This window comes from Stenotrophomonas sp. WZN-1, from assembly GCF_002192255.1.
In the GTDB taxonomy this organism is placed as follows: Bacteria; Pseudomonadota; Gammaproteobacteria; order Xanthomonadales; family Xanthomonadaceae; genus Stenotrophomonas.
Map to the genome: position 1 here is coordinate 1,428,666 of NZ_CP021768.1, position 22,022 is coordinate 1,450,687.

The following is a 22,022-nucleotide window of genomic DNA, read 5'->3' on the forward strand; positions in this document are numbered from 1 at the left end:
CAATCCATCAGATACCGGGATTCATGATAGAGCGCCAACCAAGGTTGGCACCCACCCTGGGCGAGTTACCCCGCCTTTCGCCGCAGCGGGGTCACGTTGCTCTTCTTCTTCGTAGCCTTCGCCGCCGGTGCTTCGGCATGCGCGGCGAAGAAGTCGCGCACCTTCGGGTACACCACTTCGCGCCAGCGGCGGCCGCTGAAGATGCCGTAATGGCCAGCACCTTCGACGATGAAATGCTCGCGGCGGTCAGCCGCGATACCGGTGCACAGCGCCTGCGCGGCTTCGGTCTGGCCGAGGCCGGCAATGTCGTCCAGCTCGCCTTCGATGCTCAACAGCGCGGTATCGCGGATCGCCGACGGATCGACCTTCTCGCCGTTGACCACCCACTCGCCACGCGGCAGCAGGAAGTCCTGGAACACCACGCGGATGGTGTCGAGGTAGTACTTGGCCGGCATGTCCAGCACCGCGTTGTACTCGTCGTAGAAACGACGGTGCGCGTCGGCGTCTTCCAGGTCGCCCTTGACCAGGTCGGTGTAGAAATCCCAGTGCGAGCTGAAGTGGCGGCTGGGGTTCATCGACAGGAAGCCGGCATGCTGCAGGAAGCCCGGGTACACGCGGCGGCCGGCACCCGGATAGCTGGCCGGCACGGTGTGGATGACGTTGTTCTCGAACCACGACAGCGGGTTCTGCGTGGCCAGGTTGTTCACTGCGGTCGGGCTGCAGCGCGCATCGATCGGGCCACCCATCATCACCAGCGTGCGCGGCGTCGGCTCGCCACGGCTGGCCATCAGCGAAACCGCAGCCAGTACCGGCACGGTCGGCTGGCACACGCTCACCACATGCAGGCGCTCGACGCCGAGGTGGCGGATGAACTCCTGGATGTAGGCGATGTAGTCATCCAGCCCGAACTCGCCTTCGCTGGACGGCACCATGCGCGCGTCGACCCAGTCAGTCACGTACACGCGGTGGTCGCGCAGCAGCGTGCGCACGGTATCGCGCAGCAGCGTGGCGTGGTGGCCGGACAGTGGCGCCACCACCAGCACGAACGGCTGGTTGAGCATCGTGTGCAGCTGGTCGGCCTCATTGCTGTGGCGCTTGAAGCGCAGCAGCTTGCAGAACGGCTTGCTCACTTCCTCGTGCACGACGATCGGCACGCGTTCGCCATCGACGTCGATTTCGTTGATGCCCCACTCGGGCTTCTCGTAATCCTTGCCGATGCGATGGAACAGCTCATTGACCGCGGCCAGGCGATCGGCGCCCGGCATCTGCGACCACCAGTGGCCCGGGTTGGCGAAGAATCTGGCGTTGGCCTGGGCCTGGTGCACCCAGGGGGCGAGCAGGTTGCGGGTCAGTTCGTGCAGTTGATAGAGCATGACGACCGAATATGTATGGTCATATGTTGCCGCGCAGCATATCCCATCCGGGTGTCCCGCAGGTTAAGTCGGCTGAAAATAATGAATCCGGATTCACATCCGTTCCAGCGCGGCCGCATCGCCTGCCAGGGCGGGGCCGAGCCAGCAGTGCGACCCTACCGGCTGCAGGCCATGCCGGGCCAGCGTGCGGCGGTACCAGCGCGCCGGGCGGGCCTGGAAGCCTTCGTGGTCGCCCTCGAACGCGTCCTCGGCGGCGAAGGTCTCCAGGAAGGCCACGCCGCCGGTCAGCTCCGCCACGCCGGCCAGTCCGGCGCGCAGCTCGCGGTCGGGCACGTAGTGCATCACGTCCGAGCAGACCAGCAGGTCGACCGGGGCGCAGGGCCGCAGCCAGGCGAAATCGCCGAAGCTGGCCAGGTGCAGGTTGCGGGTGCGACCGTAGCGGCGCACAGCGTACTCGCTGCTGTCGAAGCCGAGGTATTCGACCTTCGGACGCAGCTTCAGCAGCGGCGCGCGCCAGGCGCCTTCGCCGCAGCCGATATCCAGCACGCTGCGGATCGGTCGCTCCAGGTAGTACTCGGCGCTGGCCACGGCCAACGCGACCTTGCGCGCCAGGCGGGCGCTGCCGCCGATGTCGGCACGGCGGTACCAGCGTTGGAAGTAGGCGGCGTCGTAGGTCTTGTCCATGGGGCGGTGCGTGATCGGGGAAAACGGCGCCTATCGTACGGTGTTGCGGCGCGCCATGCGTCGATGTGTCGCGGCGAGCGTGCCTGCGGCGGCTTTGCCACGGCATGCGAGAATGGCCGCCAACCTACGCCAGCCGCGGGAGCGAGCGCATGCAGAGCTACTACTGGGTCAAGACCTTCCACATCGTATTCGTGGTGGCGTGGATGGCCACGGTGTTCTATCTGCCGCGCATCCTGGTCAACCTGGCCGAGACCGCAGGCCAGCCGGCGGTGACCGAGCGCCTGCAGCTGATGGGCCTGCGCCTGTACCGCTTCGGTCACTCGATGTTCGGCCTGGCCTTCGTGCTGGGCCTGGTGCTGTGGCTGGGCTACAAGGTCATTCCGGATTTCCCGACCATGGTTGCCTCGGGCGGTGCCGGGTGGCTGCATGCCAAGCTGGGCCTGGTGGTGGTGTTGTTGGCGTATTTCATCTGGATCGGGCGGCTGCTGAAGGGCGTGGCCAAGGGCAGAGCGCTGCCGTCGTCGCGCGCGCTGCGCTGGATCAACGAGATCCCGCTGCTGGCCTTCATCCCGATCGTGTGGCTGGTGCTGGCCAAGCCGTTCTGAGATCCCGCTATCCGTAGAGCCATGCTTGGCTCTACGGGTTCGCGTGATTCTTCGCCAAAGCAGAGGCATCCACGCATGGCGTGGATCTACTGGGTGCAGCTGTGGCTTTTGATGTTCAGGTCCGCCATGAGCGAGCCGAGCATCGCAGGTGAAACAGGGGCGAAGAGGCGCCGGTGTCTGAGCGCAGCGAGTTCGGCGCCGTCTCCTGATTCACCGAGAAGCGCAGGGAACCGGTGCAGAGCACCGGCTCGCGTTCGGCGGCGTGTTCTTTGGTTACTTTCTTGCACGAGCAAGAAAGTAACAAGCCGATGGATCAGGCCGCTTCGTACGTGCCGTAGCTGCGCAGGCGGGTGTAACGCTGTTCCAGCAGCTGTTCGGTGGACAGCTTTTCCAGCGCGTCCAGTTCATTCAGCAGCACCGCCTTCAGGCGCTTGGCCATCTGCGTCGGGTTGCGGTGGGCGCCGCCGGTCGGCTCGCGCACGACCTTGTCGACCAGGCCCAGGCTCTTCAGGCGCGGCGCGGTCAGGCCCAGCTGCTCGGCGGCATCCTTGGCCTTGCCGGCATCCTTCCACAGGATCGAGGCGCAGCCTTCCGGGGTGATGGTCGAGTACACCGCGTATTCCAGCATCACGGTGCGGTCGCCCACGCCCAGCGCCAGCGCGCCGCCGGAGCCGCCTTCACCGATCACGGTGCAGATGATCGGCACCTTCAGTTCGGCCATCTCGATCAGGTTGCGCGCGATCGCTTCGGACTGGCCGCGCGATTCGGCATCGATGCCCGGCCAGGCGCCGGCGGTGTCGATCAGGGTCAGCACCGGCAGGCCGAAGCGTTCGGCCATCTTCATCAGGCGCAGCGCCTTGCGGTAGCCTTCCGGCTTGGGCATGCCGAAATTGCGCTTGATCTTTTCCTTGGTGTCACGGCCCTTCTGGTGGCCGATCACCATCACCGCGCGGCCATTGATGCGGGCCAGGCCGCCCATGATGGCCTTGTCGTCGGCGAAGGCACGGTCACCGGCCAGCTCCTGGAACTCATCGCAGATGATGCGGATGTAGTCGGCGGTGTACGGACGCGACGGGTGGCGGGCCAGCTGCAGCACCTGCCACGAGGTCAGGTTGCGGAAGATCTGCGCGGTGCGCATGCGCAGCTTGTCCTGCAGCGCGTGCACTTCCGCCTCGACATTGACCGCCGGCCCGGCACTGGCGTTGCGCAGTTCCTGGATCTTGGCTTCCAGGTCGGCGATGGGTTGCTCGAAGTCGAGGTAGTTCGGATTCATCGGAAGCCGTCGTGTAAAGAAGGGGGGAATTCTAGCCGAATGCGTGCAAACCACCCGTACGCCTTCGTCTGGAAGGCGACGGTAGCGCAGCCGGGCGGGGGGCGCCAGTCAGCTCAGGGCACCACCAGGGCGCTGCGGCCCATCAGCTGGCTGCGCTGGGAAACGAAGTCGTTGTAGGCCTCGTTGGCCTCACGGCCCAGCCCGCTGCCCAGCGTGGCGGTGGCCGAGGTGAAGGCCATCTGCGCGGCGAAGTCCTGCTTGCGCAGAGCCTTCTGTTCATCGGCGGTGGTGGCCTTCAGCCAGCGCGCATAGACCTCGCGCAGCGGCGCGGCATGCGCCTCGAAGGCCGGCACCAGCGCCGGCAGGCTGGCCGGGGCCGGTTCCAGGCTGAACGCCGGGGCCACGTAGCCGGCCGGCTGCTCGCGCTTGAACGCGCCGGGCTCGCCCATGCCTTCTTCCACGTAGGCGATGAAATCCGGCGCGGTGAACACCTTGGCCACGATCTGGCCGCCGCTGGCATCGACATGGGCGACCACCTTTTCCTTCGGGAAGGGCTCGCGCACGCCGTAGGTCCAGGTCTTGTCGATGAACAGTGCGTGGCTCTTCTCGAACGGGCCTTCGAAGTCGACGCCGCCCAGCTCGATGCCGGCCTTTCCGGTGCCGAAGTTCTTCAGCTTGCTCTCGTCGGTGACGTAGATCTCGCGGGCGATCACGTACTCGCTCAGGGTCGGGTTGATCAGGCCACCACGACCGTCGACGTAGACGATGAAGCGCACATCACCGAGCTTGTCGGTGTGCAGGCGATGCTCGCCCACGGCCAGCGAGATCGGGCGCGACCCCTGCGCGGCCACAGGCAGGTCCTGGCCATCGATGCTCAGTGCCAGCGGCGTGTCTGTCGGATTGTCGATCTGGAACTCGACCTTCGAGGGCGAACAGGCGGCCAGGGCCAGCGCGGCAGCGAACGGGAACAGCAGGGTTTTCATCGGCAATCGTCCTTGATACATGGAACGGGAGGGGGTTCAGCAAAACCAGGGAGCCGGCCTCAGCTGGCCCACGGCGGGCTGTAGCGCACCTTCAGCGTGCGCACGGCAGGGTCCGCGCGCAGCGCCTCCATCAGCTTGGAATCGATGCGCACCGCGCTCTGCCCGGAGACATCGAGCATGCCGGCGACGCCGCCGTGCGGGCCCTTCAGCAGCAGGTCCAGGCGCAGCGGCGTGCGGCCGGGGCGATGGCGGTCGAGCAGCGCATCAATGCGTTCCCAGACCGGGCGCTGCTGGCGCAGGTCCAGGCGCAGCGACAGCCGCGTGGCGTAGTTGGCGCAGACTTCGTCGAAGTCCCAGCACTGGCGGATGCGCAGCGCGAAGCCGCCGTTGAACTCGTCCTCGCGCAGGCCACCCTTGACCACCAGGATGCGGTCCTTGGTCATCAGGTGGCCGAACTCGGCCATCGCGTCGGAGAACGCGCTGCACTCGACGCGGCCGCGGCCGTCTTCGAGCTGAATGAAGATCTGGCTCTCGCCCTTGCGGCGCACGCCGACCACCTGTCCGGCCAGCACGGTCTGTACTTCCGGGCGCCAGCGCTTCTCGCCGCCGCCACCGCCGCCACTGTTGGCGCTCCAGATCTTCTCCACCGAACCCAGGTCGTTGCCGACCAGGTCGCGCACGTCGTCGCGCCAGGGATCGAACGGGTGGCCGCTGAGGTAGAAGCCGAGCGTGTCGCGCTCGCCGTTCAGGCGCTGCAGCAACGGCCATTCCTCGGCTTCGGGCAGGTCCAGCTGGATCGTGGCCGCGCTCGGGTCAGGGCCGCCGAACAGCGAGTTCTGCCCGGACGCACGTTCGCGCGCCATCTGGTCGGTCGCCTTGATCACCTCCGGCAGCTGCAGCATCAGCGAGGCGCGGTTGTGGCCGAGCTCATCCAGTGCGCCGCAGTTGATCATTGCTTCCAGCGTGCGCCGGTTGAGCTTGGCCGAACCGACGCGGGTACAGAAGTCGAGCAGGTCCTTGTACTCGCCGCCCTTCAGGCGCTCTTCCACCACCGCTTCGCAGGCACCCTGGCCGACGCCCTTGATCGCGCCCAGTCCGTACTGGATGGTGTCAGGCGTCACCGCCTCGAACATGAAGGCCGACTGGTTCACCTTCGGTGGCAGCACAGTCAGGCCGAGGTTGCGCACCTCGTCGAGGAAGCCGACCACCTTGTCGGTGTTGTCCAGGTCCGAGGACAGCGTGGCTGCCATGAACTCGGCCGGGTAGTGGCGCTTCAGCCACGCGGTCTGGTAGCTGACCAGTGCGTAGGCAGCGGCGTGCGACTTGTTGAAGCCGTAGCCGGCGAACTTCTCCATCAGGTCGAAGATCGCATCGGCCTTGGCCTCGTCCACGCCGTCCCTGGCCGCGCCTTCGCGGAAGATCTCGCGGTGCTTGGCCATTTCGGCCGGCACCTTCTTGCCCATCGCGCGGCGCAGCAGGTCGGCGCCGCCCAGCGAGTAGCCGCCGACGATCTGCGCCATCTGCATCACCTGCTCCTGGTACACCATGATGCCGTAGGTGTCCTTCAGGATGGCTTCGGTGCGCGGATCGGGATAGATGATTTCTTCCTGGCCGTGCTTGCGCGCGTTGAAGGAGGGAATCAGGTCCATCGGGCCGGGGCGGTACAGCGACACCAGCGCGATCAGGTCTTCGAAACGGTCGGGGCGCGCGTCCTTCAGCAGGCGGCGCATGCCCGAGGATTCGAACTGGAACACCGCGCCGGTGTTGCCGTTGGCGAAGATGTCCTTGTAGGTGGGCGTGTCGTCCAGCGGGATCGCGGCGATGTCCACCGGCGGGATGCCGGCGCGCTCGTGGCGCTTGTTGATCGCCTTCACCGCCCAGTCGATGATGGTCAGCGTGCGCAGGCCGAGGAAGTCGAACTTCACCAGGCCCACTTCTTCCACGTCGTTCTTGTCGAACTGGGTGACCGGGTTCTTGCCGAGGCCGTTCTCGTCGTGTTCGGCGTACAGCGGGCAGAACTCGCTCAGCGGCTCTGGCCCGATCACCACGCCACCGGCATGCTTGCCGGCGTTGCGGGTCAGGTCTTCCAGCTGCAGCGCCAGATCGATCAGGTCGCGGACATCGTCCTCGGTCTCGTAGCGCTGGATCAGTTCAGCCGAGGCCATTTCCGAGCTCGGGCCTTCCTTGCCCTTGCCCAGCGCATCCTTCAGGTGGATGCCGAGGATGTTCGGGATCAGCTTGGAGACACCGTCGACCAGGCCGTACGGGAAACCGAGTACGCGGCCGGAGTCGCGCACCACCGCCTTGGCGGCCATGGTGCCGTAGGTGATGATCTGGCTGACGCGCTCGCGCCCGTACTTGCGTGCGACGTAGTCGATCACCTCGTCGCGGCGGTCCATGCAGAAGTCGATGTCGAAGTCGGGCATCGACACGCGTTCCGGGTTGAGGAATCGCTCGAACAGCAGGTTGTACGGCAGCGGGTCCAGATCGGTGATCTTCAGCGCCCACGCCACCAGCGAACCGGCACCCGAACCACGGCCGGGGCCGATCGGAATGCCCTGGTTCTTGCCCCACTGGATGAAGTCGGCCACGATCAGGAAGTAGCCCGGGAAGCCCATCTTGATGATGGTGTTGAGCTCGAATTCCAGGCGCTCGAAGTACTCTTCGCGGGTCTTGCCCGGCGCCAGCGGATTCTTCTCCAGGCGCTCTTCCAGGCCGTCGCGCGACATCTTCTGGATCCAGGTGTCCAGGGTTTCGTCGTCGGGCACCGGGTAGTTGGGCAGGAAGTAGGTGCCAAGCCGCATTTCGATGTTGCAGCGCTCGGCCAGCGCCAGCGTGTTGTCGATTGCATCGGGGATGTCGGCGAACAGCGCGCACATCTCCTCGGCCGACTTCAGGTACTGCTGGTCGCTGTATTCGCGCGGGCGCTTGGGGTCGTCCAGCACGCGGCCGGTGGAAATGCACACGCGCGCTTCGTGCGCGCTGAAGTCCGATGGCGACAGGAAGCGCACGTCGTTGCTGGCCACCACCGGCAGGCCACGCTGGCCGGCGGCCATCAGCGCGAACTGGTTGAAGGTTTCTTCGCCCTCGCGGCCGGTGCGGGTCAGCTCCAGGTGCAGGCCATCGCCGAACACGCGCTGCCAGTCGGCCAGCTGCTGCTCGGCCAGTTCATGCTTGCCGTCCAGCGCCAGCCGCCCGGCCAGGCTCTGCCGGCCGGCCAGCGCGAACAGGTTGGCGTTGCCAGCCTTCAGCCAGTCCGGGTGCACCGCCACGCCACCCTCCGGGCGATGGCCTTCCATCCAGGCGCGGGTCAGCAGCCGCGACAGGCTCAGGTAGCCCTCGCGATCACGGCACAGCAGGGTCATCCGCCACGGGTCCTGGCCTTCCTCGGCGATCAGCACGTCAGCGCCGGCGATCGGCTTGATGCCCACGCCTTCGGCCGCCTTGTAGAACTTGACCAGGGCGAACAGGTTGTTGAGGTCGGTTACCGCCAGCGCGGGCAGGCCGAGTTCGACCGAGCGCGACAGCAGGTTGGCCTGCTTGGCTTTCTTCGGGTCCGCCTGGTCGGGCTTGGCCGGCACGCGGATGGTCGAGTCCGCCAGCGAGAACTCGGTGTGGACGTGGAGATGTACGAAGCGGGAGTTGGACATGCCGGACCAGGTTGGAGCGCGCGGGCCCCGGGTGCTGACGGAAGATCGTCGCCGGGGTCGGGATGCGCTGGAGTGCCCGGTCAGGGTAGCGAGGGCAGGGGGAGGCGACAAGGCTTGACGGTACGGCGATTGCGCGCATGCCGCCGGGCATGGCCCGGCGCTACCGGATGCGTTCATATTGCCGTGTACGCCGACTTCCCGGTCGCCGGATGCGTCCACGTTGCCGTGGTAGCGCCGGGCCGTGCCCGGCGGCCATTGTTCAGGCGATCGCGATGGCGGCGGCCGCCGCCGGCGGGGATTCCAGGCATTCACGCACCGGGGCGAAGCTGCGCCGGTGCTCCACACAGGGGCCGTGCTCGCGCAGGGCGGCCAGGTGGGCGGGGGTGCCGTAGCCCTTGTGCTGCTCGAAGCCGTACTGCGGATGGCGGGTATGCACGTCCAGCATGTAACGGTCGCGCGAGACCTTGGCCAGGATCGAGGCGGCCATGATCGCGCGGTCGATGCCATCGCCGCCGACCAGCGCCTGCGCCGGCAGCACCAGGCCCTTGGGCACCACGTTGCCATCGATGCGGGCGAAGCCGGCCACATGAGCGACCGCTGCAACGACGTCACGCATGCCCTGCAGGGTGGCCTGGTAGATGTTCAGGCGGTCGATGGTGTCCACGTCCACCAGCACCACATGCCAGGCCAGGGCGCGCTCGACGATGCGGTCATGCAGCTGCTCGCGGCGGGCTGCGGTGAGCTGCTTGGAATCGTCCAGGCCGTTGATGCGTGGCCGTGACGGATCGAATACCACCGCCGCCACCGCCACCGGCCCCGCCAGTGGGCCACGCCCGGCCTCGTCGACACCGGCAACCAAGCGTTCCGGCTCGACCACGGCCGTACCATCGAACAGGGCCAGGCTGGCTGCCGCGGCATGGCGGCGGCTCATGCCTGTGCCTGGTCGCGCATCAGCAGCTCGCCGACGGCATCGGCGGCGCGCGCCGAGGCGTTGCGGCGCAGGCGCTCGTGCAGGCGCACGTACGTGTCCTGCAGGTCGATCACCCGCTGCGGGTGGTCGAACCACTGCTGGATGGCCGCGGCCAGCCTGTCCGGCGTGCAGTCGTGCTGCATCAGCTCTGGTGCCAGGTCCTGGCCGGCCAGGATGTTGGGCAGGGCGAAGCGGTCGACCTTGATCAGGCCAAGCGCCTTGACCAGGCGATAGGTCAGTTCATTGACGCGGTAACCGACCACCATCGGCCGCTTCACCAGCATGGCTTCCAGGGTCGCGGTGCCGGAGGCCAGCACCACCACGTCGGCGGCGATCATCGCGTTGCGCGCCTGGCCATCCAGCACATGCGAGTAGGCCACCGGCAACGCCGAGCGCGACAGCTGTTCTTCGATCAGCTGCCGGCAGGCCGGGTTGGCGGCAGGCACCACCACATGCAGGCCCGGAATGCGTTCGGACACCTGCCAGGCGGCTTCGAAGAAGGGTTCGCCCAGGCGCGAGATCTCGCCGAGCCGGCTGCCCGGCAACACTGCCAGCACCTTGGCCGAGGTCGGAAGGCCGAGCGCGGCGCGTGCTTCCTCGCGGTTGCCCTGCAGCGGAATGTCATCGGCCATCGGGTGGCCGACGAAGCGCGCGTCGATGCCGTGCCTGGCATAGATCGGCGGTTCCATCGGGAACAGGCACAGCACCAGGTCCGCGCTGCTGCCGATCTTTTCGGCGCGCTTCTCGCGCCAGGCCCAGACCGAGGGACTGACGTAATGCACGGTGCGCACGCCGCGCTGTTTCAGCCAGCGCTCGATCCCCAGGTTGAAGTCGGGTGCATCGATGCCGATGAACACGTCCGGCTGCCATTCCAGGGCGCGCTGGCGGAACGCCGAGCGCAGCTTGAGCAGTCGCGGCAGGTGGCGCAGCACTTCGGTGAGGCCCATCACCGCCAGCTCGCTGGCATCGTGCCAGGTCTGGCAGCCAGCGCTGCGCATGGCATCGCCGCCAATGCCGGCGAACTCGGCATTCGGGAAGCGCGCCTTCAGTTCACGCACCAGGCCCGCACCGAGCAGGTCGCCGGACGCTTCACCGGCAACCAGCGCGATCCGCAACGGGCGCTCGCTGAGCACTCGCTGTGCAGGCACGCTGCCGGCCATCGAGGCCAGCGGAATCACCGCGGCGCCGGCCGGCGCCTGGCCGGTCGTGCTGCTCATCGCAGCAAGGGCCTCTCGGCGTGCTCGATGAAGTCCAGCATGGCCTTCACGTCATTGCTGTCACGCGCCTGTTCGGTCAGCTGCTGCTTGGCTTCGGCCAGCGGCAGGCCTGCCACGTACAGCGTGCGGTAGGCACGCTTGATGGCCGAGATGCGCTCGGCGTCGAAGCCGCGGCGCTTCAGGCCTTCGCTGTTGATGCCGCGGGGGCGTCCCAGCGAATCGGTACCGACCATGGTGAACGGCGGTACGTCGCCGTTGGTCAGCGCGCCCATGCCGAGGAAGGCATGCGCGCCGATGCGGCAGAACTGGTGGGCACCGGCGAAGCCGCTGATGATCACGTAGTCGCCCACGGTGACGTGGCCGGCCAGGGTGGTGTTGTTGGAGAACACGCAGAAGTTGCCGACATGGCAGTCGTGCGCCACGTGCGTGTAGGCCAGCATCCAGTTGTCGTTGCCGATGCTGGTGATGCCGCCGCCACCGCCGGTGCCACGGTTGAGCGTGACGAATTCGCGGAACACGTTGCGGTCGCCGATCACCAGCTCGGTGCGCTCACCGGCGAACTTCTTGTCCTGCGGCTCGCCACCGATCGCGGCATGGCCGACAAAGCGGTTGTCGCGGCCGATCCGGGTCGGGCCGTGGATGCTGCAATGGGGGCCCACCACCGTACCGGCGCCGATTTCAACGTCGGGGCCGATCAGGGTGAACGCGCCCACCTGCACATCGTCGGCCAGGCGCGCGGCCGGATCGATGACGGCGGTGGGGTGGATCCGCGGTGCGTTGTCAGTCATTGCTGCCTCCAGTGGATCAGCCCTTGGCGCCGGCGCACATGACCTCGGCCGACGCGACGACTTCGCCGTTGACCTTGGCTTCGCCGTAGTACCAGCCCATGTTGCGGATCAGGCGCTTCATCTGCACATCCAGCATCAGCACGTCGCCAGGCACGACCTGCTTGTTGAAGCGGGCGTTTTCCACCTTGACCATGTAGAACAGCTTGGACTGCGCATCGCGGCCGAGCGTGAGCTGGGTCATGACGCCGCCGGCCTGCGCCAGCGCTTCGATGATCAGCACGCCGGGCATGATCGGGCGGCCCGGGAAGTGGCCCTGGAAGAACGGCTCGTTGATGCTGACGTTCTTCTGCGCCAGGATCCGCTTGGCCTCGACGTCGAGTTCAAGCACCCGGTCCACCAGCAGGAACGGGTAGCGGTGCGGAAGCAGTTCCTGGATCTGGCAGACGTCGATAGGAAGCTGCAGCGAATCGTTCATTCTTTCTCCTTGCCAGCAGCCAGGACGCGGCGAGCCAATGCGTCCAGCTGCTTGAAGCGCGCGGCGTTCTTGCGCCACGTGCGGTTGTCGGTCAACGGGGTGCCGGACGAGTACTCGCCCGGCTCATGGATGGAATTGCGGACCACCGACTTGCCGGTGATCACGACCTTGTCGCAGATCTCGAGGTGGCCGACCACGCCGACGTGGCCGCCGAGCAGGCAGTAGCGGCCGATCTTGGCGCTGCCCGCGATGCCGGTGCAGCCGGCGATGGCCGAGTGCGCGCCGATCTGCACGTTGTGCGCGATCTGCACCAGGTTGTCCAGGCGCACGTCGTCGTCCAGCACGGTGTCTTCCAGCGCACCGCGGTCGACGCAGGTGTTGGCGCCGATCTCGCAGTCATCGCCGATGCGCACGCCGCCGAGCTGCGGCACCTTGATCCACTTGCCGGCGTCCATCGCCAGGCCGAAGCCATCGGCGCCGAGCACGGCACCCGGGTGCACGCGCACGCGCTTGCCGAGCTTGACCCGGGTAACCAGGGTGACCCGGGCGATCAGTTCGCAGCCATTGTCCAGGCTGCAGTCTTCACCGATCACGCTGCCGGTGCCGATGATGCAGTTCTCGCCGACCACGCTGCGCGCGCCGATGGAGACGAACGGGCCGATATGGGCGCTGGCCGCGACCTGGGCGCTGGGATCGATGACGGCGCTGGGGTGGATGCCCGGCGGCCGCGTCGGCGCGATGTCGAACAGCGCGGCGATCTTGGCGAAGGTGGTGTACGGATCCTTGGCCACGAGCGCGGCGCCGGGGGCGGCCTCGGCGTCGTCGGCGCGCAGGACCACCAGCGAGGCCTGGCTGTCGGCCAGCTGGGCGCGGTAGCGCGGGTTGGCGAGGAAGGTCAGCTGGCCAGGACCGGCATGAGCGAGGGTGGCCACGCCATGGATGGCGGTGGCGGGGTCGCCATGGACCTGCAGGCCGAACTGCTCGGCGAGTTGCTGGGCGGTGTAGGTGGGAGTATTCACGGCGGGAGTTTAACGTGTGACGCCATTGCGGTCATGCGGGGGGGGGGCGAGATGGTCTTTGTGCCGCCCGGGACCTGGGGGCTACCGGGCTAAACAGCCACGGCTTCCTGATAACCTGCCGGGAAGCGCCGGTCGCGAAGACAGGCGCTCTGACAACCATGTCCCATGGTTCTGCGCCTGTACTGCCCACGCTTCCGCCCATCGGCCCGCTACGGGTTGCTGGAGTGATCTCCCACGCCGAAGCGGGCCCCAACAGCCACTTCATTGACGACCGTATGGTGCCTTCGGCGACTCAACGAAGGTCCGGCAGTTCAAGATGGCTAGCCCAGTGTGCATCGTTGCCGGGCGACGCAAGCCGAAGTTTCGGGTTGGCGATGTACGCAAGCAACGTGCAGTTGCGTGCAGGACGCAACGCGCGCGGTGTTACAAGCTGAGCGCGGTCTCTCTGCCCCGGCTTTCCTCTTCAGGCGAAGCTGGATGCACTAATGGCTGGATCATTGAGTCCGCTACGCTTTGCCCTGTTGAAAATGCACTGAGAACAGGAAAGGTCAATGGGGTAATCCAATTCCGGAATATCCATTGGCCTTCGAGATCCTGTGCAATTCACTTGAGGGGGCGCCATTGACGACAATTGCCCGGCTGGGTTGATTCTTGAGTTAAATGCGTCATTGGTATTTCTGATAGTACAAACACCGTCATGTTTTTCTGTGTATTTACTTAAATAGCATGGATTGGGCGGGCGATGGGCTCGCAGAATGCATGAGGTGAAAGATGAGGCGTTTCGTAGTAGGTATTTTTGCCATGATTGTTGCGGGTTCAGTGACGGCCCTAGATGCGGATGTGCCATTGAAGTTGAGTAACCCGATTGCAACGGAGCAGTCCAGTCAGATGCCTCCGGGCTTCAATCCGCGACTCATATTTAGAATGAAACGTGATGAGACGGCGACTCATGTTACGCATCACTACTGGCCAGAAAACTGGGAAGATATTGGCTGGGAGCTTGAGGATGCATTTGGATATGTTTCTTCTACGCCGTTCGAAGGCGGTGTTCTCATTCGGAGTTGCGTTGGCCCGCATCCATGGAATTATTTTACGTCCGCCGATCCTGGGTGCGAGCCGGGGATTGGAGGTGTGATAATTCCTGGTGACTGGAACATCGGATATATCTCCGGAATTCAATATCCCGGCAGTGTTCCACTCTATCGTTGCTCGTTCTGGTGGGGCAAGAAAATGCGCCACTTCGATACCCTGAGGGCTGATTGTGAAGGAACCGGCGCTTTCCTGGATGGAACTCTAGGCTACGTGTTCAAGTGAAAGGGCGGCGCTCAGCTTTCTGGGCGCGGATTACGGGCTGGAACACCATGCCTGGATTCTGAGTCATAGGGTGTTGGGCGCGTGGCAGCGGGAGGCGCCGCGAAATGAGAATGCCTGAGTACCAAAGCGGCGTGATAAGCAGCTGATGACGATCGCCAACAGCGATGTTGTTGCATGCTGTGGCCTCGATGACCAGTCGTGCCCTCAGCAACATGGTTTCGGGTGGCCCCCGTCGAGAAGTTGAGCACGGGCCGAGCATGGGCTCGGTTCTGCTAACGCGAAAACGCCGGGCAGAGCCCGGCGCTTCGCACCCCGTCTGGTGGAGAGCCCCCCTTTGTTAAGGGGGGCGCGCCAGCGGCGCGGGGGATAGGTGAAATGCGCGGGCAATTCACCGGAGGTGGATCAGTTCTGAGGAACAACGTTCCTCAGAACTGGCCACCGAACGTGAATTGCAGACGCTCGATCTTGTCATCGTCTTCCTTCTTCAGCGGGAAGGCGTAGCTGATCGAGATCGGGCCGACCGGGGCGCGCCACAGCAGGGCCACACCGGTGGACACGCGCAGCTCGTTGGCCTTGAAGTTGTCCACGCCGGTATACACGTTGCCGAAGTCGACGAAGGCCGACACGCGCGCCGACGGGCTGTCGAACAGGCGCGGGAAGTAGGCTTCGACCGAACCGACGGTCTTCAGCGAACCACCCAGCGGCTGGCCTTCGGGGTAACCGCGGGTGACTTCGCGCGGGCCGAGGGTGTTGTCCTCGAAACCGCGCACCGAGTTGGTACCACCGGCGTAGAAGTTCTCGAAGAACGGCAGGCCGCTGGCGGTAACGGTGCGGGTGGTGCCATCCGGATTGGTCAGCGTACGGGTGTAGTCGTTGCCGTAGGCATCGCCGTAGCCGATTTCCGCGCGGGTGTTGATCACCAGCGACGGCATGATCGGCCAGTACTTGCTGATCTGGTAGTTCAGCTTGTAGTACTCGATGGTCGAACCCGGCAGCGTGGTCTCCAGGCCGACGCGCTGGTAGGTACCGCGGGTCGGCATGAAGTAGTCGTTGCGCGAGTCGCGCGCCCAGCCCAGCTCGGTGCGCCAGGCGTGGAAGGTGCGCTTACCGACCGCGTTGATGTAGTCGATGATCGACTGCGGGGTCGAGCCCTCGTAGGTGGTGATCTGGTTGCTGTCGATGCCGAACATCAGCGAGACGGTATCGGTCTCGGTCAGCGGCACGCCGAACACCACCTGCGCCGAACCATTGGTGCTGTTGTACTGCGCGGTGTTGAAGTCGGAGTAGTCCAGTTCGCGCCAGGACAGGTTGTAGCCCAGCGACACGCCGTCATCGGTGAAGTACGGGTTGGTGTAGCTGAAGCCGTAGCGCTGCAGGTAGCTGCTGCGTGAGGCTTCGACCGACACGCGGTTGCCGCCGCCGAGGAAGTTGTTCTGCGACAGCTGCACCGAGGTGGTCATGCCGTAGGACTGCGAATAGCCCAGGCCGAACACGAAGCTGCCCGACGTGGTTTCCTTGACGTTGTAGACGACGTCGACCTGGTCGTTGCTGCCGCTGACGGCCGGGGTTTCCACTTCCACCGATTCGAAGTAGCCCAGGCGCTGCAGGCGGATCTTGGAGCGGTCGATCGCGGCCTGCGAGTACCAGCTGTTCTCGAACTGGCGCATTTCGCGACGCATCACTTCGTCGGACGTACGCGTGTTGCCACGGAACAGGATGCGACGCACCGATACGCGAGGGCCGGGCACGACCTGCATGTTGATGGCGACGGTCTGCTCGGCGCGGTTGGTGGTCGGGATCGGGTTCACCTTGGCGAACGCGTAGCCGATGTTGGACAGCGAATTGGTGATGGTATCCGAGCTGAATTCCAGCAGGGCACGCGAGAACGTGTCGCCGGACTTCTGGATCACCATGCGCTCGACGTCCTCCTGCGGGAGGATGGTGTCGCCGCTGACCTTGATCTCGGAGATCTTGTACTGCGCACCCTCGGTCACGCCGGCGGTCAGGAACATGTCGCGCTTGTCGGGGCTGATCGAGACCTGGGTGGAATCGATGCTGAAATCGACGTAGCCGCGGTCCAGGTACCAGGAGTTGAGCTTTTCCAGGTCGCCGGACAGCTTTTCCTTGGAGTACTGGTCGTCACGGCGGTACCACGACGCCCAGTTGTGCTCCTTGGACTCCCAGGTCTCCAGGATGTCCTTGCTCTCGAACTTCTCGGTGCCGACCAGGTTGACGTGGCGGATCTTGGCCGCCTTGCCTTCCTTGATGGCGATGGCGATGTCCACGCGGTTGCGGTCCAGCGGGCTCACCGTCGGGGTGATGTCGACGTTGTACTTGCCGCGGTCGTTGTACTGGCGGCGCAGTTCCTGGGTCACGCGGTCCAGGCTCAGGCGATCGAAGGTGCCGCCCTCGGTCAGGCCGATGTCGGACAGGCCCTTGAGCAGCTGGTCGGACTTGATGTCCTTGTTGCCGGTCACGGTCAGCTTGTTGATCGCCGGGCGTTCCTTGACGGTCACCACCAGGATCGTCCCCTGGCGGTCCAGCTGCACGTCTTCGAAGAAGCCGGTCTTGTACAGGGCGCGGATCGTCTCGCCGACCTTGTTGTCGGTGACCGTCTCGCCACGTTCCACCGGCAGGTAGGTGAACACCGTGCCCGAGCTGATGCGCTGCAGGCCATCGACGCGGATGTCGCTGACAGTGAAGGGCTCGGCTGCCTGGGCCAGGGCGGGAGCGCCGGTGACGGCGGCGAGGGCGAGGGCCAGCAGGCGGCGATTGGGGAGTCGCGTCATGTCACGTCCGGTAGGAAGGTCGATTTCATTGGTGCGGGATGCCGACGCTGTAGACGGCAACAACGTGGAAAAGTTCATCGCGGGACCAGGCCGAGGATGTCGTTGTAGAACGCCAACCCCATCAGCCCGGCCAGCAACGCCAGGCCGATGTATTGGCCGGCGGCGATGGCACGCTCGCTCAGCGGGCTGCCCTTGACCAACTCGATAAGGTAATACAGCAGGTGGCCGCCGTCCAAGATCGGGATCGGCAGCAGGTTGATGATGCACAGGCTGAGCGACAGCAGGGCAAGGAACTGCAGGAACCAGTCGAGGCCGCGCTTGGCCGAGACATTGGCCACGCGGGCGATGGTGACCGGCCCGGAAACGTTCTGCAGCGAGGCCTTGCCGGTGACGATGCGGCCCATCATGCCCAGCGAATCGGCCGCCAGGCGGCCAGTTTCGCGCACCGCGACGGTCACCGCGTCCAGCGGCCCGTAGCGCAGCAGGGTGTCGTAGGCGGGGCTGTAGGTGGTGGGGAAGCCGACGCCGATCTGCCAGACCGGGTTGCCCTTGCCATCCTTGCCCTGGCGCGGGGTGACTTCCAGCGCCAGGCGCTCACCGCCACGCAGGACCTCGATCATGCCCGGTCCGCCGGCGCGGCCGAGGGCCTGGATCTCGCCGATCACCTGGTCGACACTGTCGATGCGCTGGCCATCGATGGCCACGATCAGGTCGCCTGGCTGCAGCTGCCCGGCCACCACGGAGTCTGCGGTGAGTGAATCGACCCGTGCCGGCTGCAGCCACGACTGCCAGTACAGGCCGGCCAGGATCGGCACCCGCCGTTCATCGAAACCGGCCGGCAGCTGCGACAACGGCAGGGTGCGCATGCGCACCTGGTCGGCCGCATCCAGCACCTCCAGCTTTACGTCGCGGCGGTCCATCGCGGCGGCGGTCAGTGCCATGCTCGCCTCGCCGAGGGTGATCACCTGGCGCTCGTCCACGCGCAGCACGCGGTCGCCGCTGGCCAGGCCGGCACTGGCGGCGATGCCGCTGACACGGCCGATGGTGGGCGAGTAGTCCTGCTTGCCGATCACGAACATCGCCCACAGCAGCAGGATGCACAGCAGCAGGTTGGCGATCGGGCCGGCGGCGACGATGGCGATGCGCTGCCAGACGGTCTTGTGGTTGAAGGCCTGGCCGCGCTCGTGTGGGTGGACTTCGACCTCGCGTTCATCGAGGAACTTCACGTAGCCGCCCAGCGGAATCGCAGCGATGGCGAATTCGGTACCGTGCTTGTCCCGCCGCGACCACAGCGGCCGGCCGAAGCCGACCGAGAAACGCAGGATCTTGACCCCGCACAGGCGCCCGACCCAGTAATGCCCGAACTCGTGGAACGTGACCAGCAGCCCGAGGCTGACAATCATCCACCAGACCGATCCGATGAAGTCAGTCATGCAGGCTCACAGTGGCGGGCAGGGGCGGCGGCGTCATGCTGGGCGAGGCGGTCGTTCAGGCGGCGTCGATGGCGTTCAGGGTGAGCTGGCGTGCCCGCTGGTCGGCGGACAACAGGACCTCCAGTGTATCGGCTGCTTGCGTCGGCAGTGTTGAAAGAGCGTTAGCAACCAGCTCCGGGATCGTCAGGAAACCGATCCGGCCCTGAAGAAATGCTGAAACCGCCTCTTCATTGGCGGCGTTCAGCACCGCCGGCGCGGTGCCGCCGGCCTGCATCGCCTGCCAGGCCAGGGCCAGGCAGGGGAAGGCGTCGCTGTCCGGGGCCTCGAAATCCAGCCGGCCCTGGGCCAGCAGATCCAGCCCCGCCACGCCCGATTCGATGCGTTGCGGCCAGCCCAGGCCGACGGCGAGGGTGGTGCGCATGTCCGGCAGGCCCATCTGCGCCAGGGTCGAGCCGTCGACGAACTCGACCAGCGAATGGACCAGGCTCTGCGGGTGCACCAGCACTTCGATGCGTTCACCGGGCACGCCGAACAGGTGGTGGGCCTCGATGACTTCCAGGCCCTTGTTCATCAACGTCGCCGAATCCACCGAGATCTTCGGTCCCATCGACCACTTCGGGTGGGCAACGGCCTGGGCCGGGGTGACCTGGGCCAGTTCAGCGCGGGTGCGGCCACGGAACGGGCCGCCGGAGGCGGTCAGCAGGATCCGGCGCACCCCGGCGCCGTCGACGCTGGCGTCGCGCGAGCGCAGGCACTGGAAGATCGCGCTGTGTTCGCTGTCGATCGGGATGATTTCGGCGCCGGCACGTTCGGCGGTGCGGGTCAGCAGTTCGCCGGCCAGCACCAGCGATTCCTTGTTGGCCAGCAGGATGCGCTTGCCGGCGGCAGCCGCGGCCAGGGTCGAGGACAGGCCGGCAGCGCCGACGATGGCCGCGACCACGGTATCGCAGGCGTCGCTGGCGGCAAGCTGGTCCAGCGCGGCCTGGCCGGCATGGGCCTCGGTGGCCAGGCCGGCCTCGCGCAGGCCGTCGCGCAGTTCGGCGAACAGTGATTCGTCGGCGATCACCGCATGCTCCGGCGTGTGCTGGCGGCACAACGCCAGCAGCGCCTGCACCTGGCGGCCGGCGGCGAGCACGGTGGCCTGGTAGCGCTGCGGGTGGCGGGCGATCACGTCCAGCGTGGAGGCACCGATCGAGCCGGTGGCGCCGAATACGGCGACCCGGCGCAGGTCTGCAGCAGCATTCATGGTCAGAACCCGAAGATTTCCTTGCCCAGCGCGAACACCGGTACGGCGGCCAGGACGCCGTCGACACGGTCGAGCACGCCGCCATGGCCCGGGATCAGGTGGCCCGAATCCTTGGCGCCGGCGTGGCGCTTGATCAGGCTCTCGAACAGGTCACCCAGCACCGAGGCGAACACGGCCACCACCGAGGTGACCAGCAGGCCCGGCAGGTGCGCGGTATCGATGCCGGCCAGCCAGCCCAGGCCGACGGACACGGCGACACCGGCCAGCAGGCCGCCGAACAGGCCTTCCCAGGTCTTGTTGGGGCTGATCCGCGGGGCCAGCTTGTGCTTGCCGAAATGGCGGCCGGCGAAATAGGCGCCCGAGTCGGCCGCCCACACCAGTGCCAGCGCAGCCAGCAGCCACAGGTGGCCCTGCTTGCCCGGCGGATCGCCACCGGCATGGATCAGTACCAGTGCGGCCCAGGCCGGGACGATGGCCAGGGTACCGGCCAGCATCTTCAGGATCCGCGAGGGCGCCGACGGTTGTGCGCCGAAGTTGAAGAAACGCAGCCAGACCAGTGCGGCCAGCCACCAGGCAACGCCGGCGAGGGTGGTTATCTGGAACAGCACCAGCGTGCTGCCATCGGCCCAGACCAGCAGCACCATCAGCAGCAGGTTCAGCACCAGCAGCACGGTGCGCGCCAGGGTGTCTTCGATACCGGCAAGCTTCAGCCACTCCCACAGGCCGATCAGCAGCACCGCGGCGGCGGCGGCGGCCAGCCATTGCGTGGGCAGCAGCAGGATCGCCGCAATGGCAACCGGCGCCATGATCAGCGCGGCAAGGACTCGGGTCTTGGTCATGGGCTGGAAGTCTCGGTGGCCAGTGCGGCGATCTGGGCGCTGGTCAGGCCGAAACGACGCTCGCGGCCGGCATAGGCGTCAAGCGCCTGCTGCAACTGCCCGGCATCGAAGTCAGGCCACAGGGCCTCGGTGAACCACAGCTCGGTGTAGGCCAGCTGCCACAGCAGGAAATTGCTGATGCGGGTGTCGCCGCCGGTGCGGATGAACAGGTCCGGCGGCGGCAGGTCGGCCAGGGCGACCTGGCTGCCCAGCAGCGATTCGTCGATCTGCTCGGGCAGCAGGCGACCGGCCGCCACTTCGACGGCCAGGGCGCGCGCGGCGCGGGCGATGTCCTGGCGGCCACCATAGCTGGCGGCGATCGACAGGGTCAGGGTGGTGTTGTCGGCGGTGCGCTGCTCGGCCAGCTGCATGCGGCTGACCAGCCCTGCACCGAAGCGCTCGCGTTCGCCGATGAAGCGTACGCGCACGCCACGCCGGTGCAGCTCGTCCACTTCGCGGTCGAGTGCGCCGAGGAACAGCTTCATCAACGCATCCACTTCCTCCTGCGGCCGGCCCCAGTTCTCGCTGGAGAAGGCGAACAGGGTCAGCGCCGGAATGCCCAGCTCAAGGCAGCGCTCGATGGTGCGGTTGACCGCGCGCGCGCCGGCACGGTGGCCGATCACGCGGGGGCGACGGCGCTGCTGTGCCCAGCGCCCATTGCCATCCATGATGATGGCAATGTGGCGGGGCAGGGCGGCCGGCAACGGAGGCGGGGCTGAAGGCATCGACTTCAGACCGACAGCAGTTCTTTTTCCTTGTCGGCGACGACCTTGTCGACGTCCTTGATGTTGGCGTCGGTCAGCTTCTGGATGTCGTCTTCGCCGCGCTTCTTCTCGTCTTCGCTGATCGCCTTGTCCTTGACCAGCTTGGCGATTTCCTTGTTCGCGTCCTGACGGATGTTGCGGATCGCGATCTTGGCGCCTTCACCTTCCTTCTGCACCTGCTTGGCCAGCTCCTTGCGGCGCTCTTCGGTCGGCGGCGGCATGTTGATGCGGATCGCGGTGCCCAGGGTGTTCGGGGTGAACTCGGCGTTGTAGAGACCCTTCTCGATCTCCTTGATCATGCTCTTGTCGAACGGCGTGACCAGCAGCGAGTGCGCGTCGGCGTTGGAGATCGAGGCAACCTGGTTCAGCGGGGTGCTGGCGTTGCCATAGGCACTGACCGTCACGCGGTCCAGCAGGGCCGGCGTGGCACGCCCGGTCCGGATGGAGGTGAGGGTGTGCTTCAGAGCGTCGATGCTCTTGGCCATGCGCGTCTGCGCGTTGTTCTTGATGTCGTTGAGCATCGCCCGGTCCTGGATGTATCTGGAATCGGGCGATTATAGG

17 protein-coding genes and 1 pseudogene are annotated in these 22,022 nt (G+C 66.1%); 2 read left to right on the forward strand and 16 right to left on the reverse strand.

Annotation, left to right across the window (positions count from 1 at the left end):
- Positions 1-65 precede the first annotated feature (65 nt).
- Positions 66-1,373, reverse strand: a complete 1,308-nt coding sequence (gene phaZ, locus CCR98_RS06635; protein WP_087921981.1) for a polyhydroxyalkanoate depolymerase — start codon at positions 1,371-1,373, stop codon at positions 66-68.
- A 93-nt stretch (positions 1,374-1,466) separates the two neighbouring features.
- Positions 1,467-2,057, reverse strand: coding sequence for a class I SAM-dependent methyltransferase (locus tag CCR98_RS06640; RefSeq protein WP_087921982.1), 591 nt, complete (start codon positions 2,055-2,057; stop codon positions 1,467-1,469).
- Between the two features lie 149 nt (positions 2,058-2,206).
- Between CCR98_RS06640 and CCR98_RS06645 the strand changes: the two genes are divergently transcribed.
- Positions 2,207-2,662: a CopD family protein gene (locus tag CCR98_RS06645; RefSeq protein WP_087921983.1), complete on the forward strand. Its 456-nt coding sequence runs from the start codon at positions 2,207-2,209 to the stop codon at positions 2,660-2,662.
- A 313-nt stretch (positions 2,663-2,975) separates the two neighbouring features.
- Here the strand turns inward: CCR98_RS06645 and CCR98_RS06650 are convergent, their stop codons facing one another.
- From CCR98_RS06650 to lpxD, 8 genes and pseudogenes are all read right to left on the reverse strand, one after another.
- The gene (locus CCR98_RS06650; protein ID WP_087921984.1) at positions 2,976-3,935 is read right to left on the reverse strand and encodes an acetyl-CoA carboxylase carboxyltransferase subunit alpha; all 960 of its coding nucleotides are present in this window, start codon (positions 3,933-3,935) and stop codon (positions 2,976-2,978) included.
- A 113-nt stretch (positions 3,936-4,048) separates the two neighbouring features.
- A complete protein-coding gene (locus tag CCR98_RS06655) occupies positions 4,049-4,918 on the reverse strand; it encodes a hypothetical protein (RefSeq protein ID WP_087921985.1) in 870 nt (289 codons plus the stop codon).
- A gap of 59 nt (positions 4,919-4,977) precedes the next feature.
- Complete coding sequence (gene dnaE / locus CCR98_RS06660) at positions 4,978-8,568, reverse strand: DNA polymerase III subunit alpha (protein ID WP_087921986.1); 3,591 nt, start codon at positions 8,566-8,568, stop codon at positions 4,978-4,980.
- Between the two features lie 259 nt (positions 8,569-8,827).
- On the reverse strand, positions 8,828-9,499 hold the full coding sequence (locus CCR98_RS06665) for a ribonuclease HII (RefSeq protein WP_087921987.1): 672 nt from the start codon (positions 9,497-9,499) through the stop codon (positions 8,828-8,830).
- Positions 9,496-10,659, reverse strand: a pseudogene (gene lpxB, locus CCR98_RS06670) (lipid-A-disaccharide synthase); the annotation flags it as partial. The gene CCR98_RS06665 and the pseudogene lpxB, both read right to left, overlap by 4 nt.
- 92 nt (positions 10,660-10,751) lie before the next feature.
- Positions 10,752-11,543 (reverse strand): acyl-ACP--UDP-N-acetylglucosamine O-acyltransferase, encoded by a 792-nt coding sequence (gene lpxA, locus CCR98_RS06675; protein WP_087921988.1) that lies wholly within the window; start codon positions 11,541-11,543, stop codon positions 10,752-10,754.
- A gap of 16 nt (positions 11,544-11,559) precedes the next feature.
- Complete coding sequence (fabZ, locus tag CCR98_RS06680; RefSeq protein ID WP_005415845.1) at positions 11,560-12,018, reverse strand: 3-hydroxyacyl-ACP dehydratase FabZ; 459 nt, start codon at positions 12,016-12,018, stop codon at positions 11,560-11,562.
- Complete coding sequence (gene lpxD, locus CCR98_RS06685; RefSeq protein WP_087921989.1) at positions 12,015-13,037, reverse strand: UDP-3-O-(3-hydroxymyristoyl)glucosamine N-acyltransferase; 1,023 nt, start codon at positions 13,035-13,037, stop codon at positions 12,015-12,017. Before lpxD ends, fabZ begins: the two co-directional genes overlap by 4 nt.
- Positions 13,038-13,808: 771 nt before the next feature.
- On the opposite strand from lpxD, the gene CCR98_RS21025 reads away from it, so the two are divergent.
- Entirely contained in the window at positions 13,809-14,351 is a 543-nt protein-coding gene (locus CCR98_RS21025; RefSeq protein ID WP_157721504.1) for a hypothetical protein, read from the forward strand.
- A gap of 425 nt (positions 14,352-14,776) precedes the next feature.
- Here CCR98_RS21025 and bamA read toward each other — a convergent pair whose 3' ends face one another.
- From bamA to frr, 6 genes are all read right to left on the reverse strand, one after another.
- Positions 14,777-17,140, reverse strand: a complete 2,364-nt coding sequence (bamA, locus tag CCR98_RS06690; protein ID WP_087921990.1) for an outer membrane protein assembly factor BamA — start codon at positions 17,138-17,140, stop codon at positions 14,777-14,779.
- 74 nt (positions 17,141-17,214) lie between these two features.
- The gene (gene rseP / locus CCR98_RS06695) at positions 17,215-18,573 is read right to left on the reverse strand and encodes an RIP metalloprotease RseP (protein WP_087921991.1); all 1,359 of its coding nucleotides are present in this window, start codon (positions 18,571-18,573) and stop codon (positions 17,215-17,217) included.
- A 55-nt stretch (positions 18,574-18,628) separates the two neighbouring features.
- Positions 18,629-19,819, reverse strand: a complete 1,191-nt coding sequence (locus CCR98_RS06700; RefSeq protein WP_087921992.1) for a 1-deoxy-D-xylulose-5-phosphate reductoisomerase — start codon at positions 19,817-19,819, stop codon at positions 18,629-18,631.
- A gap of 2 nt (positions 19,820-19,821) precedes the next feature.
- Positions 19,822-20,658: a phosphatidate cytidylyltransferase gene (locus CCR98_RS06705; protein WP_087921993.1), complete on the reverse strand. Its 837-nt coding sequence runs from the start codon at positions 20,656-20,658 to the stop codon at positions 19,822-19,824.
- Positions 20,655-21,422, reverse strand: coding sequence for a polyprenyl diphosphate synthase (gene uppS / locus CCR98_RS06710; RefSeq protein ID WP_032956844.1), 768 nt, complete (start codon positions 21,420-21,422; stop codon positions 20,655-20,657). The genes CCR98_RS06705 and uppS overlap by 4 nt, the downstream gene beginning before the upstream one ends.
- Before the next feature lie 5 nt (positions 21,423-21,427).
- On the reverse strand, positions 21,428-21,982 hold the full coding sequence (gene frr / locus CCR98_RS06715) for a ribosome recycling factor (protein WP_014036506.1): 555 nt from the start codon (positions 21,980-21,982) through the stop codon (positions 21,428-21,430).
- Positions 21,983-22,022: the final 40 nt, after the last annotated feature.

What these genes read in the sequence shown, in the direction of transcription:
- CCR98_RS06650 (WP_087921984.1), bottom strand. Translation starts at nt 3,935, where the DNA reads ATGAATCCGAACTACCTCGACTTCGAGCAACCCATCGCCGACCTGGAA.
- CCR98_RS06655 (WP_087921985.1), bottom strand. Translation starts at nt 4,918, where the DNA reads ATGAAAACCCTGCTGTTCCCGTTCGCTGCCGCGCTGGCCCTGGCCGCC.
- phaZ (WP_087921981.1), bottom strand. Translation starts at nt 1,373, where the DNA reads ATGCTCTATCAACTGCACGAACTGACCCGCAACCTGCTCGCCCCCTGG.
- bamA (WP_087921990.1), bottom strand. Translation starts at nt 17,140, where the DNA reads ATGACGCGACTCCCCAATCGCCGCCTGCTGGCCCTCGCCCTCGCCGCC.
- uppS (WP_032956844.1), bottom strand. Translation starts at nt 21,422, where the DNA reads ATGCCTTCAGCCCCGCCTCCGTTGCCGGCCGCCCTGCCCCGCCACATT.
- CCR98_RS06665 (WP_087921987.1), bottom strand. Translation starts at nt 9,499, where the DNA reads ATGAGCCGCCGCCATGCCGCGGCAGCCAGCCTGGCCCTGTTCGATGGT.
- CCR98_RS06645 (WP_087921983.1), top strand. Translation starts at nt 2,207, where the DNA reads ATGCAGAGCTACTACTGGGTCAAGACCTTCCACATCGTATTCGTGGTG.
- rseP (WP_087921991.1), bottom strand. Translation starts at nt 18,573, where the DNA reads ATGACTGACTTCATCGGATCGGTCTGGTGGATGATTGTCAGCCTCGGG.
- CCR98_RS06700 (WP_087921992.1), bottom strand. Translation starts at nt 19,819, where the DNA reads ATGAATGCTGCTGCAGACCTGCGCCGGGTCGCCGTATTCGGCGCCACC.
- frr (WP_014036506.1), bottom strand. Translation starts at nt 21,982, where the DNA reads ATGCTCAACGACATCAAGAACAACGCGCAGACGCGCATGGCCAAGAGC.
- fabZ (WP_005415845.1), bottom strand. Translation starts at nt 12,018, where the DNA reads ATGAACGATTCGCTGCAGCTTCCTATCGACGTCTGCCAGATCCAGGAA.
- lpxA (WP_087921988.1), bottom strand. Translation starts at nt 11,543, where the DNA reads ATGACTGACAACGCACCGCGGATCCACCCCACCGCCGTCATCGATCCG.
- dnaE (WP_087921986.1), bottom strand. Translation starts at nt 8,568, where the DNA reads ATGTCCAACTCCCGCTTCGTACATCTCCACGTCCACACCGAGTTCTCG.
- CCR98_RS06640 (WP_087921982.1), bottom strand. Translation starts at nt 2,057, where the DNA reads ATGGACAAGACCTACGACGCCGCCTACTTCCAACGCTGGTACCGCCGT.
- CCR98_RS06705 (WP_087921993.1), bottom strand. Translation starts at nt 20,658, where the DNA reads ATGACCAAGACCCGAGTCCTTGCCGCGCTGATCATGGCGCCGGTTGCC.
- CCR98_RS21025 (WP_157721504.1), top strand. Translation starts at nt 13,809, where the DNA reads ATGAGGCGTTTCGTAGTAGGTATTTTTGCCATGATTGTTGCGGGTTCA.